Consider the following 11,882-nt stretch of genomic DNA (forward strand, 5'->3'; position numbering starts at 1 on the left):
CTACGAAAGCGGATTTTTGTCAAATAAAATTTAAATTTTATCAAGTTGATAAAGTAATGTCAATATATTTACACAGATAAATTCGGGTATTTTTTCAAATTGTTACAAAGATGTGCATATTCTTGTATTGTTAGCGTTTCACCACGTCGCTTAGGGTCTATGTTTGAAGCATTTAGCCATTCGACGATTTCATCTTTATGCAGTTTACCCTCTTTAATTGTATTAATATAATTGTTCAAAATTGTTTTTCGCCTTTGTCCAAAAGCACCTTTTGAAAGCTTGAATAGTAGTTTCTCATCATCTACTTGGACGATCGGTTCAATGCGTTTCGTTAATTTAATAACAATAGAATCAACATTTGGTGGTGGCATAAAGACAGTCTTCGGGACGATTAAAACACGTTCAGTTTCAGTGTAATACTGACAAGCTATTGATAACGAACCATAACTCTTACTACCTACTTCAGCGTTTAAGCGTTCTCCTACTTCTTTTTGCATCATGACAACATAGCCATCTATTGGCAAATCATTTTCTAGTAAATTCATCAATATAGGTGTCGTAATGTAATAAGGTAAATTGGCAACCAACATAATTTTATCACAGTCTTTTAAGTGCGTTTCAATTTCTTTTTTGACGTTGGCTTTCAATATATCTTCATTTACAACTGTTACATTGTCATATGGACTTAACGTTTCTTCTAATACAGGTATTAACCTTTGATCAATTTCAAAAGCCAATACTTTCTTTGATGCTCTCGCTAATTGTTCAGTTAGTGACCCCATTCCTGGTCCAACTTCAATAACACCTGTATTCTCATCTATATCACTAGCAGAAATAATTTTTTGAATAATATTTGTATCGATTAAAAAGTTCTGACCTAAACTCTTTTTGAATTTAAATCCATATTGATCTAATAACGCTTTTGTACGCTTAGGTGTTGCTATATCTTTATCGTTCATCGTGTCACTCCTCTTTATATCCCAGTGCTTCTTTTACATCTTTCTCAGTATAACCGAAGGCATTTAATTTGTTTAGTAATTGTTTGCCATTTGAATGGCCTATATTTAATTTACTGCATAGTATTTCGCGTTTTCTTCTAGCGTCTGGTCCTATAATTAAACCAAGGTCAATTAAGACTGCTTTATCAATTGTTTCAATGTCCGCTTCTAATGGAGAACTCACATTTGTAAGTGCATCTTTAATTGTTTCAATTGAGGCATGCTCTACGCCTATTTTTCCTCTTTTATTTTTAGCTTTATCTCTTGGTATAAATGCATGTTTCACACTAGGGATATACTGCTTGATTGTATTTCTAATTTTATCACCTGGGAAATCTGGGTCAGTTAATACAATGACACCACGTTTTTCATGCGCTTGTCTTATAACTTCTAGAGTTTCTTTTGATATTGCTGAGCCATTTGTTTCTATCGTATCGCAATCTACTGCTCTTTTAACATTAACTGTATCATCGCGTCCCTCAACAACAACAAATTCATTTATCTTCATATTCATTTCCTTCTTTAAAGATGCCCCAAAACAACCGTTTTGGGGCATCATATTTTATAATTTAAATAATCTTTCAGCATTTTCTGTAGTAGCTTTACATACTTCCTCGTATGAAATTCCACGCAATTCAGCAATTTGTTCTGCAACAAGTTTTACACGTGCAGGTTCGTTTCTTTTCCCTCTATAAGGGTGAGGTGATAAGTATGGTGCATCTGTTTCAACGAGTAACCTATCTAAAGGTACATGTTGAGCTACTTCTTTTGGTTGTTTCGCATTTTTGAACGTGACAGGTCCACCCAATGAAATATAGAAATTCATTTTGAGTATTTCATCAGCTATTTCGTTTGAGCCACTGAAACTATGCATAATCCCGCCAACTTCACTTGCATTTTCTTCTTTTAAGATATCAACGCAATCTTGAGTTGCCTCTCTATTATGAATAATGATCGGTAGTTGAACACGTTTAGCTAATGCGATTTGCTTTCTAAACACTTCTTTTTGGATATCTTTAGGTGACTTGTCCCAGTGATAATCTAACCCCATCTCACCTATACCGATGATTTTTGGATGTTTAGATAATTCTTCAATCCATTGTAGACGTTCTTCCGTACAATCAATTGCATCAACAGGATGCCAACCTATAATGCCATATATAAAATCATACTGGTCTATTAATTTCATCGTTCTTTCAATCGTGTTCGTGTCGAAACCAACGACGAACATTCTATCGATACCTTCTTCCAAAGCTCGATCGATTACTTCTTGTAAATCTTCATCGTATTGATCCGCATTTAAATGGACGTGTGTATCTATTAACATTCGAATCTTCCTTTCAGTACTTTACTTAATGATAGATCCGTTTTGTATTGCATTTGGTAAACCTACTAAAGTAAGTGTGCCGTCTTTCTCAGCTGATAAAATCATACCCTCTGATAATTCACCACGTAATTTGACTGGTTTTAAGTTCGTAACGACCGCTACTTTTTTACCAACAATATCTTCAGGTTTATAAAATTCAGCTATACCTGAAACAATTTGTCTCTTTTCGTTACCTAAATCTACTTTTATTTTCAAAAGTTTATCTGATTTTTTAACATAGTCTGCACCTGTAACAGTAGCAGCTTTGATTTCTACTTTATCAAATTGATCAATTGTGATTTCTGGTTTAGAGGGCGCTACTTCTTCCTCAGCAGTTTCAGCTTCTTCTTCAGATGATTCTGCAGTCGTTCCACCTTGCATAGAATCTTTGATGAATGCCACTTCTTGTTCTACATCTAATCTAGGGAAAATAGGCTCAGGCTTTTCGATCACTTTAATATCTTGATCAATAGCACCATATTGTTCGATACTTTCAAATGTATCAAGTTTACCTTTTTCTAAGTTTAATTGACGGAAAATCTCATATGGTGCATGTGTTAAGAATGGACGTAATAATACTGCTGCAAATCTAATGTTTTCAACTAAGTGAATCATGACATTTTCTAGCATTTCACGTTCATTTTCATCTTTAGCTAATACCCATGGTGTTGTTTCATCAATATATTTGTTTGTACGACTAATCAACTTCCAAACTTCTGCTAAAGCAACTGAGAATTGCATATTTTCCATTGATGAATAGAATTTATCTTTAGTATCTAAAGCCATTTGTTCCATTTCTTCATCTAATGGATGTAATTTGCCTTTATATTTAGGAAGTACGCCATTAAAATATTTATTAACCATTGCTATTGTACGATTCACTAAGTTACCTAAGTCATTAGCTAAATCGTAATTTGTTCTTTCAACGAACGCTTCAGGCGTAAATACACCATCTGCGCCAAATGGTAATTCTCTCATGAGATAGTATCTTGTTGCATCTAAGCCGTATTTATCAATTAAGACGTTCGGATCTACAACATTACCTTTAGATTTACTCATTTTACCGTCTTTCATTAAGATCCAACCGTGAGCAAATTCACGTTTAGGTAAAGGTAAGTCTAAAGCCATCAATAAGATTGGCCAAATAATTGAATGGAATCGAACGATTTCTTTAGCCATTAAATGCACATCTGCTGGCCAATATTTTTTAAATAGCGTATCGTCATCTGATAAATAACCTAACGCAGAAATATAGTTCACAAGTGCGTCAATCCAAACATACACAACGTGTTTAGGATTAGAAGGTACTTTAATACCCCAATCAAAAGTCGTTCTAGAAATCGCTAAATCTTCTAGACCTGGTTTAATAAAGTTATTGATCATTTCATTCTTACGAGAAATAGGTAAAATAAATTCCGGATTTTCATCGAAGAATTTGAGTAAACGATCAGCATAGTTATCTAATTTAAAGAAATAACTTTCTTCTTTCACAAGTTCTACTTCATGACCTGAATCAGGACTCTTACCACCGACGATTTTGCCATCTTCATAAACTGGATCGATAAGTTGTGTTTCAGTATAATATGTTTCATCTGGTATTGAGTACCAACCTTCATACTCACCTAAGTATATGTCACCTTGTGCTAATAACTTTTCGAAGACTTTTTCGACAACTTGTTTATGTCTTTCTTCAGTAGTTCGAATAAAATCATCATTAGAGATATCTAATTTCTTCCATAAAGATTGGATACTTTTAATAATGCCATCTAAATATTCTATTTCAGATAAGCCCGCTTCTTTAGCTTTTTCTTGTATTTTTTGACCATGTTCATCTGTACCAGTTAAATAATGAACATCATAGCCTTGTAACCGTTTATATCTAGCAATTACATCACCAGCAACCGTAGTATACGCATGACCTATGTGTAAATTCCCGCTCGGATAATAAATCGGTGTCGTAATGTAAAAAGTCTCTTTCGTCATCAGCGTTTCCTCCTAATATCTTATCTATATAATATACCGAAAATTAAGCATTTTTTCAATATTACCTGATTATGGTATAGAGATAACAATTGTTTTATATTTCAAAAATTAAACGTATGCAATATATTGTTATATTGACATTTTCTTGAATTCATATTAGTATACTATTTATATAATTGTCGAATGAATGTCGAATTAGATAATTATGGTTTTATTAAACGGAGGTAAAAAGATGAAATCAACTGGAATCGTGCGTAAAGTAGATGAACTAGGCCGTGTAGTAATTCCAATCGAATTACGACGCATATTAGACATTGCTGAGAAAGATGCTTTAGAAATTTATACAGATGACGATAAAATTATCTTAAAGAAATACTCACCTAACATGACTTGTCAAGTTACTGGAGATGTTTCTGAAGACAATTTTGTTTTAGCTGATGGTAAAATTGTCTTAAGTAAAGAAGGCGCTCAGCAACTAATTAATGAGATTGAGAAAAAATCAAAATAATAAAAGCTGCATATAAAAAAAGGAAATTTAAAGTACATCAATTACTTTAAATTTCCTTTTTTGTTTATTCGTCAATATGATACGCTTCGTATACATCTCTTTTTTTCATTTTTCTATCTGTTGCTACTTGTTTGATAGCATCTTTTGATCTCATTTGATGTTCATTTATATAAATTTCGACATGTTGAACGAGATCTAAGTCTTCCCACCAATTATCCACTTGTGTCGATTCATCGATACCTTCAATCAAGATGACGAACTCACCTTTTTGAGGTATGACCTCATTTGATAACATTTCTTCAATGACCTTTATTTGATTCGTTTCCACTTGTTCGAATTTTTTAGTAAGTTCTCTTCCAATTGCTACTTTTCTTTCAGGATCTATCTCAGCTATTGCTTGTACCGTTTGTTTAATTCTATAGGGTGATTCATAAATCATAGAAGTTGATTCTCTCGTCATCCATTTTACCAATACATCATGTTTTTCTTTCGCATGTCTAGGTAAAAATCCTAGAAATACAAATTTATATGATGGTAATCCACTTGTCATTAATGCTGTAATAGCAGCATTAGGTCCTGGTATTGTTTCAACACGATAACCAGTATCCCTAACTTGATTCACAAGTTCATAACCAGGGTCACTTATACAAGGACAGCCTGCATCAGAAACGAGCGCAATATCTTTTCCTTCTTCTAATAACCTCAATATTTGCTCAGATGACTTATCTTTATTATGTTCATGGTAAGACTTAAGAGGCGTTTGTATCTCATAATGCTGACAAAGCTTACCTGTAACACGTGTATCTTCACAAAAAATATAATCGACTTCTGTTAACATTCTAACCGCACGATAAGTGATATCTTCTAAATTTCCGATTGGGGTTCCTACTAAATATAATATAGACATATTACCCCTCCTTAATAAGCGCTAATTTTTGTTTTCTACTTAACTGTTTTAAAGTATATTCTCGTTTTAAAGCTTCGGATTTATTATCGAATGTCTCATGATATACAAGTTTAACAGGGCGTCTCACTTTAGTATATTTAGCACCTTTACCTTCATTATGGACTTTTAACCTTCTGTCTAAATCTGTTGTATAACCAGTATATAATGTTTGATCCTTACACTCTAATATATATGTATAATGGTTAACCATAATATACAACCTTCATTTCTTTTGAATAATCTCCATTTTCATCATAAATATAAAATGGTTGTTCAACTTTCAATCCTGCTTGACCACCACTTCTACCTTCAACTAAAATCGTAACCGCTTCTTTTTTATTAGGTGTACTATATACCATTCTTAATCTTTTAGGTTCGATTTTATATTGTCGAAATGCGCTTAAGACATCCATCAGTCTTTCCGCTCTATGGACCATTGCAAGTTTACCACCTTGCTTTAACAAATGCTTACTTGCTTTTAAAACATCATCTAATGTGCAATATATTTCATGTCTCGCAATTTTATGTGCTTCCTTTTGATGCTGTATTTGTTGATTTTCTTTAAAGTAAGGTGGGTTTACGGTTACAACATCAAATGTTGAAGGAGGATATGAGGTTGATACATTCTTTAAATCCATTTGATTGATAGATATTTGATCTTCTAATTGATTATGAGATATCGTTCGTTTAGCCATATCCACTAAAGCCTCTTGAATTTCTACCGCTTCAATACTAGCTTGAGATTTGTGAGCCAATAATAAAGGAATAATGCCATTACCAGAACATAAATCCATTACTTTATCTTTATTTCGTACCTTTGTAAAATCCCCTAATAACAATGCATCTGTTGAAAATGAAAACACATCATCATTTTGAATAATTTCAAATTCTTCTCTTAATAATTGGTCGAGTCTTTCTCCCGAATTCAGCATTTAAACACCTCACTTAAAAAATCAGGCATATAACATGCCTGATTTTCTTATTATCTATTCAATACTTCTAAACAAAATAAACAATCTTGTCCTTGTCTGTGTTTACCAAACAATTCTCCTCGACAAATATGAAAACCTTCATGATATAACATTGCTAAGTTATCTTTACTTTGAAGTGGCTTTAATTTCTTGTTTGGCTTTTTTTGTTGATTGTCTTCACTTGTTTCCATTACACGCTTCAAACTTTCATTCTCCATTTGAAGGGCAACATTGTCTTCGACTAATTCAACTGCCTGGTTTTTCAACTTTTCCATATGTTCATTAATTTGCTTAAGTTCATTCTCTAATGTCATAATCGTTTCAAACAACTCGTCCCTATTCACAATATAATCCTCCCTTATGAATGGACTTCAAGTAATTCATCAAGTTTATAATCAAAGAGTTGTTCGAAACCTTTCACTTTAACTTGCATTGTTATATCTAAAATATTTAATCCAACAACTTTGCCATCACCCTCTGGCGTCACAACAGTTGTACCAATATCAGGCAATTCATTTCTAACCTCTTCATAATAATCATTTTCGTATTTTAAACAACACATTAAACGACCACAAGCACCTGATATTTTAGTTGGATTTAATGATAAGTTTTGATCTTTAGCCATTTTAATTGAAACAGGTTCAAAATCACCTAAAAATGTTGAACAACATAATGAGCGACCACATGGACCAATACCGCCAAGTAATTTCGCTTCGTCTCTCACACCAATTTGTCGTAACTCAATTCGTGTTTTTAATTCATATGCTAAAGATTTTACTAAAGTTCGGAAATCTATTCTATCATCAGCTGTAAAATTAAAGATGACTTTACTTTTATCTAATGTATATTCACAATTAACAAGTCGCATATTAAGCTCGTGAGTCGCTACCAACTCTTTACATAATGCTAAAGCATCGTCTGCATCTTTTAAGTTATCTTGATATTTTTGAATATCAGCTTCTGTTGCATGACGGATAACTTCTTTCAATGGTAAGACAACATCATCTTTACCTACATGGCGATTTGTTAATTTTACTTTACCAAGTTCAATACCACGTTTAGATTCAACGACAACTAAGTCATTTTCTTTGAAACGTTCCCCATTTGGTGAGAAATATTCTTTCTTACCAGCTTTTTGGAATTGAACACCAATTATTTCATACATTTAATCACCTCTTCCCATTTATAACCATTTGTTCTAATACTAACGTTGCATTAACGTTTTGAGCTAATTTACGGTTTGCTTCCGTTATAACTTGTATATAATTCGAAATGTCATTTAAAGATAAATATTGACTGATCTCTTTAATTTCCACTTCTAAATCTGGATATGCCTTTATCGTATCTATTTGGATTTTGGCATGTAATAAATCTTGAAAATAAGCATTCAAGCTATTTAATAATAATTGCTGTAACGGGCGTGTATTAGAAACTTTTATGCAATCGATCAAAAATATCATTGCCATCTGTGTATCTTTTACCATCAATTCAGCAAGTTTCGTTACAGTTTTTCTAAGCTGTACAAAAAATTGTTCTTCTGTAAGAGCAAGTGCTTCTTCTTTATCAGAAGTAACAAAACTCAATGTATGCGCAATTGCAGAAGAAATACCAGACAGTTTTAATTCTTCTATATAATTTTCTTTAGATGCAGGTTTAAAATGAACAAGTTGGCATCTTGAATGTATAGTTGGCAATATTTGATCTTTCTTTGTTGTCAGTAACAGGGCAATTGTATTTGGAGGTGGTTCTTCCAAAAATTTAAGTATACTATTTTCACCCTGTACTGTTAGTTTATCAAAAGCTTCAATAATGTAAACTTTATATTGACTTTCGATTGGTTTTTGATTCATTTTTCTTAGTAATTCTTCTATTTGTTGTTTCTTTATCGTCGTTTCATCTGATTGAATATATACAAAATCAGGATGATTAAAATTTTGAACTTTAACCACACAACTTTGTTCTGATTCACATAATATTTGTTCAGCAAAATATAAAGCTGTAGATTTCATTTCAAACATATTATCTCCCTCAAATAAATAAGCATGAGATAATTGTTGTGCACTTAATAAATGATCAATCTCTTTGGTTAATTGCATATTTTACGCTCCTTGCAATAAAAAAGCTGCTCAAACGGCAGCTCATCAGTTCTTAAAATTGATGGAATTGTTCAATTGGCATAACGAATACAGTTGCGCCACCTACTTCAACTTCTACAGGGTAAGGTATATAAGAATCCGCACTACCGCCCATTGGTGTGATAGGTGAAACAAGTTGTTCACGATTACCACAAGTTCCATCGATAACACGTAATAATTCATCTACACGTTCATCTTTGACACCGCATAAGAATGTTGTATTTCCAGCTCTTAGAAATCCACCAGTTGTTGCAAGTTTAGTGGCTCTAAAATTCTTTTCTATAAGTGCTTCTGACAAGTTTTGACTATCTTGATCTTGGACAATCGCTATTACCATTTTCATATCTAAACACCTCTTTATTTATTATATCATATTTTAATCTTGTTTCAGATATTTTACTATCGTAGAATATGCATCTTCTACAACCTTTTCTAATGGTTGCGTGGCATCAATTACTTTAATTCTATCTGGATACTCAGCAATTAATTTTTTGTAACCTTCTGTAACTTTGTGATGAAATTCTATTTTTTCATTATCCAAACGATTCGCATTACGTTGATTATCTTTAATTCGATTTAAACCAACTTCAGCAGGTACATCAAAATATAATGTTAAATCAGGATAAAGGTTATCAATCGCAAATTCATTAATTGCCTTAACTTCTTCTACCCCAATTTCACGTGCGTAACCTTGATAACTTAAAGAACTATCAACAAATCGGTCACATAATACCGTTCCACCTTTATTAAGTTGAGGTAAAATTTTCTCCACTAAATGTTGTCTTCTAGCAGCAGCAAAGAGCAGTGCTTCTGTTCGCTCATCCATGTCATCATCACTATCTAACAACAAATTTCTAATCGCTTCACTTATTTTGATACCACCTGGCTCTCTAGTCAGTAAAATATCATAATCTTGATTTAACTTTTCATAAACTCTATGTATAACCGTCGTTTTGCCAGAGCCTTCTGGACCCTCAAACGTAATAAATCGTCCCATTTTATTGTTCATCCTTTACCTTGATTTGCTTGTTTAATATACCTTCCACTCTACCACCTCTATCAATCCATTGTAAAAGAGAATACACTATTTCTTTACGAATATTTTCTCCTTTTAAAATGACAGGTATACCTGGTGGATAAGGCACAATATCTTCAGCAGCAATGTAGCCATATGATGTATTTAAGTTCATCATTTTTGTTTTTTCAATATCGCTGTATTTATACATTGTACTATCTGTTTGATATGGTAATTTAAATTGTACTTCCTCTTTGAGTTGATGCTCAACATTCAGTTTAATATTTCTAACACGATCAATCATATCTTCAAATGGGAACTTATCTGATTCATGCCATAACGGTAAGACCAATAACACAAATTTATAATCACATAACTCTACATAGATATGCACACCTTCAAATAACTTTTGAATTTCAAAGCCACTTAATCCCTTATAAGAAACAATTAATTTAAGAGGGTCCTCTAGACTACCCACTTCAAACCCAACATTCTCCATCGTTTCAATGAATGTTTGTCTCTTGAACTTAAATTTTTGATCATCAAACTGCTTATAAAATTTTTCTGCACTTTCTAAACTAGCCATAATAAGATATGAAGGGCTAGATGTTTGTAACATCTTCAAGTACTGTTGAATATCTGCTTTTATTTCTAAATCCTCTTTCATATATATAACAGAACCCATTGTTAAGGCTGGTAATGTCTTGTGGTAAGACTGCACGACTATATCAGCACCATATGTCATAGATGATTTAGGGAAGTTTGAACTAATACCAAAATGTGCACCATGTGCTTCATCTACCAATACAGGAATTTTATGTTCTTTTAAAATTTTAATACTTTCTTCAATATCAAATGTTTCACCATAGTAATTTGGATATGTAAAAACAGCTAATTTAATATTATTCAAATCTAAATCCCTTAATGAAGCTACACCGTTATACTGGTTTGTCTTAACTGATATTGTCATAGGCATAAACTTAGCATCTTGCTTCGTTAAATTCAAAGCATTGAATACTGATTTATGCGCATTTCTAGGAATTAATACTTCCCCCTCTAAATGTGCCACTGCGTAAATTGCTGATAGTATACCAACCGTTGTACCATTAACGAGATACTTCCCATAATAACCAGGATACCTATTCAATTCAGACATACTCATCTTTATACAAGATTCTGGTTGATGTAAATCATCAAGCCCAGTTATTTCAGTCATGTCCATAGCAAGATTTACCTCATCTAAATAACCAATTGTATGATTATGATGTCCTGGAACATGTAGTGAAATGGCATCATGATTATTTAGAGATTTTAATTTTTCATTAATATTCATAAGGCTACCTCTTAATTTTTAGTCTTTATCATTATATCAATGATAAAGACCAACGTCATTCCTGTAATAATTAAAATAAGATATACTTAAAAAAAGGAGTGAATAAAATGTTTATTAGAAATGCAATTGACATAGATATACAATCCATTTATGAGATTGCTCAGCAAGAAGGTTGGAAAACATTCAGTATTGAAAAAATCCAACAATTGCTTATTACATCTCGGATTATTGTAATAGAAGTGAATAATGAGATTGTTGGATATACTAGGTTCTTAACAGATGAAACTATCACATTATATATTACAGAACTAGTTGTTTCAAAGACTCATAGAAATAAAGGATATGCTAAAGCACTTATTGACTATTTATTAGCACAATACCCTTCTGTTCGAATAGAATTATTATCAGAGAACAATTCATTTTACGAGAAATTACAGTTTAGAAATATTGGAACTGGTTATAGACTACCTTAAAAAAGGACAAAAAAAAGAGACCTAACAGGTCTCGAGTGCGGCTCATCGCATCCATTTATAAACATTTGCCCGGCAACGTCCTACTCTCGCGGAACGTAAGCCCAACTACCATCGGCGCTAAAGAGCTTAACTTCTGTGTTCGGCATGGGAACAG

General features: G+C 32.6%; 15 protein-coding genes and 1 rRNA gene. 2 read left to right on the forward strand and 14 right to left on the reverse strand.

What is annotated here, in order from left to right:
* Positions 1–68: 68 nt before the first annotated feature.
* The 4 genes from rsmA to metG are packed head-to-tail and all read right to left on the reverse strand — an operon-like array spanning position 69 to position 4,347.
* Positions 69–959, reverse strand: a complete 891-nt coding sequence (gene rsmA / locus LQ694_RS14835) for a 16S rRNA (adenine(1518)-N(6)/adenine(1519)-N(6))-dimethyltransferase RsmA (RefSeq protein ID WP_065381798.1) — start codon at positions 957–959, stop codon at positions 69–71.
* Between the two features lie 4 nt (positions 960–963).
* Entirely contained in the window at positions 964–1,506 is a 543-nt protein-coding gene (gene rnmV, locus LQ694_RS14840) for a ribonuclease M5 (RefSeq protein ID WP_037590321.1), read from the reverse strand.
* A gap of 54 nt (positions 1,507–1,560) precedes the next feature.
* The gene (locus tag LQ694_RS14845; protein WP_025905578.1) at positions 1,561–2,325 is read right to left on the reverse strand and encodes a TatD family hydrolase; all 765 of its coding nucleotides are present in this window, start codon (positions 2,323–2,325) and stop codon (positions 1,561–1,563) included.
* A 21-nt stretch (positions 2,326–2,346) separates the two neighbouring features.
* Positions 2,347–4,347 (reverse strand): methionine--tRNA ligase, encoded by a 2,001-nt coding sequence (metG, locus tag LQ694_RS14850; RefSeq protein ID WP_196968745.1) that lies wholly within the window; start codon positions 4,345–4,347, stop codon positions 2,347–2,349.
* A 232-nt stretch (positions 4,348–4,579) separates the two neighbouring features.
* On the opposite strand from metG, the gene LQ694_RS14855 reads away from it, so the two are divergent.
* Positions 4,580–4,855 carry an AbrB/MazE/SpoVT family DNA-binding domain-containing protein gene (locus tag LQ694_RS14855; RefSeq protein ID WP_025905580.1) on the forward strand — a complete coding sequence of 92 codons (276 nt, stop codon included), beginning with the start codon at positions 4,580–4,582 and terminating at the stop codon, positions 4,853–4,855.
* A 64-nt stretch (positions 4,856–4,919) separates the two neighbouring features.
* Here LQ694_RS14855 and rsmI read toward each other — a convergent pair whose 3' ends face one another.
* From rsmI to LQ694_RS14900, 9 genes are read right to left on the reverse strand one after another with little or no spacing between them, the layout of a single operon-like run.
* Entirely contained in the window at positions 4,920–5,762 is an 843-nt protein-coding gene (gene rsmI / locus LQ694_RS14860; protein ID WP_196968744.1) for a 16S rRNA (cytidine(1402)-2'-O)-methyltransferase, read from the reverse strand.
* 1 nt (position 5,763) lies between these two features.
* The gene (locus LQ694_RS14865; RefSeq protein WP_239772164.1) at positions 5,764–6,012 is read right to left on the reverse strand and encodes a GIY-YIG nuclease family protein; all 249 of its coding nucleotides are present in this window, start codon (positions 6,010–6,012) and stop codon (positions 5,764–5,766) included.
* Positions 6,005–6,733: a tRNA1(Val) (adenine(37)-N6)-methyltransferase gene (locus tag LQ694_RS14870; RefSeq protein WP_058612170.1), complete on the reverse strand. Its 729-nt coding sequence runs from the start codon at positions 6,731–6,733 to the stop codon at positions 6,005–6,007. Before LQ694_RS14870 ends, LQ694_RS14865 begins: the two co-directional genes overlap by 8 nt.
* A 50-nt stretch (positions 6,734–6,783) precedes the next feature.
* Positions 6,784–7,116, reverse strand: a complete 333-nt coding sequence (gene yabA, locus LQ694_RS14875) for a DNA replication initiation control protein YabA (protein ID WP_025905584.1) — start codon at positions 7,114–7,116, stop codon at positions 6,784–6,786.
* A 14-nt stretch (positions 7,117–7,130) separates the two neighbouring features.
* Complete coding sequence (locus LQ694_RS14880; protein WP_025905585.1) at positions 7,131–7,937, reverse strand: PSP1 domain-containing protein; 807 nt, start codon at positions 7,935–7,937, stop codon at positions 7,131–7,133.
* 4 nt (positions 7,938–7,941) lie between these two features.
* Positions 7,942–8,868, reverse strand: coding sequence for a DNA polymerase III subunit delta' (locus LQ694_RS14885; RefSeq protein ID WP_058612171.1), 927 nt, complete (start codon positions 8,866–8,868; stop codon positions 7,942–7,944).
* Positions 8,869–8,920: 52 nt separating this feature from the next.
* The gene (locus tag LQ694_RS14890) at positions 8,921–9,250 is read right to left on the reverse strand and encodes a cyclic-di-AMP receptor (RefSeq protein ID WP_025905587.1); all 330 of its coding nucleotides are present in this window, start codon (positions 9,248–9,250) and stop codon (positions 8,921–8,923) included.
* A gap of 33 nt (positions 9,251–9,283) precedes the next feature.
* Positions 9,284–9,904: a dTMP kinase gene (gene tmk, locus LQ694_RS14895; RefSeq protein ID WP_058612172.1), complete on the reverse strand. Its 621-nt coding sequence runs from the start codon at positions 9,902–9,904 to the stop codon at positions 9,284–9,286.
* 1 nt (position 9,905) lies between these two features.
* Complete coding sequence (locus LQ694_RS14900) at positions 9,906–11,255, reverse strand: aminotransferase class I/II-fold pyridoxal phosphate-dependent enzyme (protein ID WP_058612173.1); 1,350 nt, start codon at positions 11,253–11,255, stop codon at positions 9,906–9,908.
* Positions 11,256–11,362: 107 nt separating this feature from the next.
* On the opposite strand from LQ694_RS14900, the gene LQ694_RS14905 reads away from it, so the two are divergent.
* Complete coding sequence (locus LQ694_RS14905) at positions 11,363–11,728, forward strand: GNAT family N-acetyltransferase (protein WP_065381803.1); 366 nt, start codon at positions 11,363–11,365, stop codon at positions 11,726–11,728.
* A gap of 67 nt (positions 11,729–11,795) precedes the next feature.
* On the opposite strand, the gene rrf is transcribed toward LQ694_RS14905, so the two are convergent.
* Positions 11,796–11,882, reverse strand: a 5S ribosomal RNA gene (gene rrf, locus LQ694_RS14910); the annotation flags it as partial.

The organism is Mammaliicoccus sp. P-M58, assembly GCF_022386165.1.
GTDB classification, from domain to species: domain Bacteria; phylum Bacillota; class Bacilli; order Staphylococcales; family Staphylococcaceae; genus Mammaliicoccus; species Mammaliicoccus sciuri.

Excerpts from the sequence above, each read along its gene's own strand:
- rsmA (WP_065381798.1), bottom strand. The coding sequence starts at position 959 with ATGAACGATAAAGATATAGCAACACCTAAGCGTACAAAAGCGTTATTA.
- rnmV (WP_037590321.1), bottom strand. The coding sequence starts at position 1,506 with ATGAAGATAAATGAATTTGTTGTTGTTGAGGGACGCGATGATACAGTT.
- LQ694_RS14845 (WP_025905578.1), bottom strand. The coding sequence starts at position 2,325 with ATGTTAATAGATACACACGTCCATTTAAATGCGGATCAATACGATGAA.
- metG (WP_196968745.1), bottom strand. The coding sequence starts at position 4,347 with ATGACGAAAGAGACTTTTTACATTACGACACCGATTTATTATCCGAGC.
- LQ694_RS14855 (WP_025905580.1), top strand. The coding sequence starts at position 4,580 with ATGAAATCAACTGGAATCGTGCGTAAAGTAGATGAACTAGGCCGTGTA.
- rsmI (WP_196968744.1), bottom strand. The coding sequence starts at position 5,762 with ATGTCTATATTATATTTAGTAGGAACCCCAATCGGAAATTTAGAAGAT.
- LQ694_RS14865 (WP_239772164.1), bottom strand. The coding sequence starts at position 6,012 with ATGGTTAACCATTATACATATATATTAGAGTGTAAGGATCAAACATTA.
- LQ694_RS14870 (WP_058612170.1), bottom strand. The coding sequence starts at position 6,733 with ATGCTGAATTCGGGAGAAAGACTCGACCAATTATTAAGAGAAGAATTT.
- LQ694_RS14880 (WP_025905585.1), bottom strand. The coding sequence starts at position 7,937 with ATGTATGAAATAATTGGTGTTCAATTCCAAAAAGCTGGTAAGAAAGAA.
- LQ694_RS14885 (WP_058612171.1), bottom strand. The coding sequence starts at position 8,868 with ATGCAATTAACCAAAGAGATTGATCATTTATTAAGTGCACAACAATTA.
- LQ694_RS14890 (WP_025905587.1), bottom strand. The coding sequence starts at position 9,250 with ATGAAAATGGTAATAGCGATTGTCCAAGATCAAGATAGTCAAAACTTG.
- tmk (WP_058612172.1), bottom strand. The coding sequence starts at position 9,904 with ATGGGACGATTTATTACGTTTGAGGGTCCAGAAGGCTCTGGCAAAACG.
- LQ694_RS14900 (WP_058612173.1), bottom strand. The coding sequence starts at position 11,255 with ATGAATATTAATGAAAAATTAAAATCTCTAAATAATCATGATGCCATT.
- LQ694_RS14905 (WP_065381803.1), top strand. The coding sequence starts at position 11,363 with ATGTTTATTAGAAATGCAATTGACATAGATATACAATCCATTTATGAG.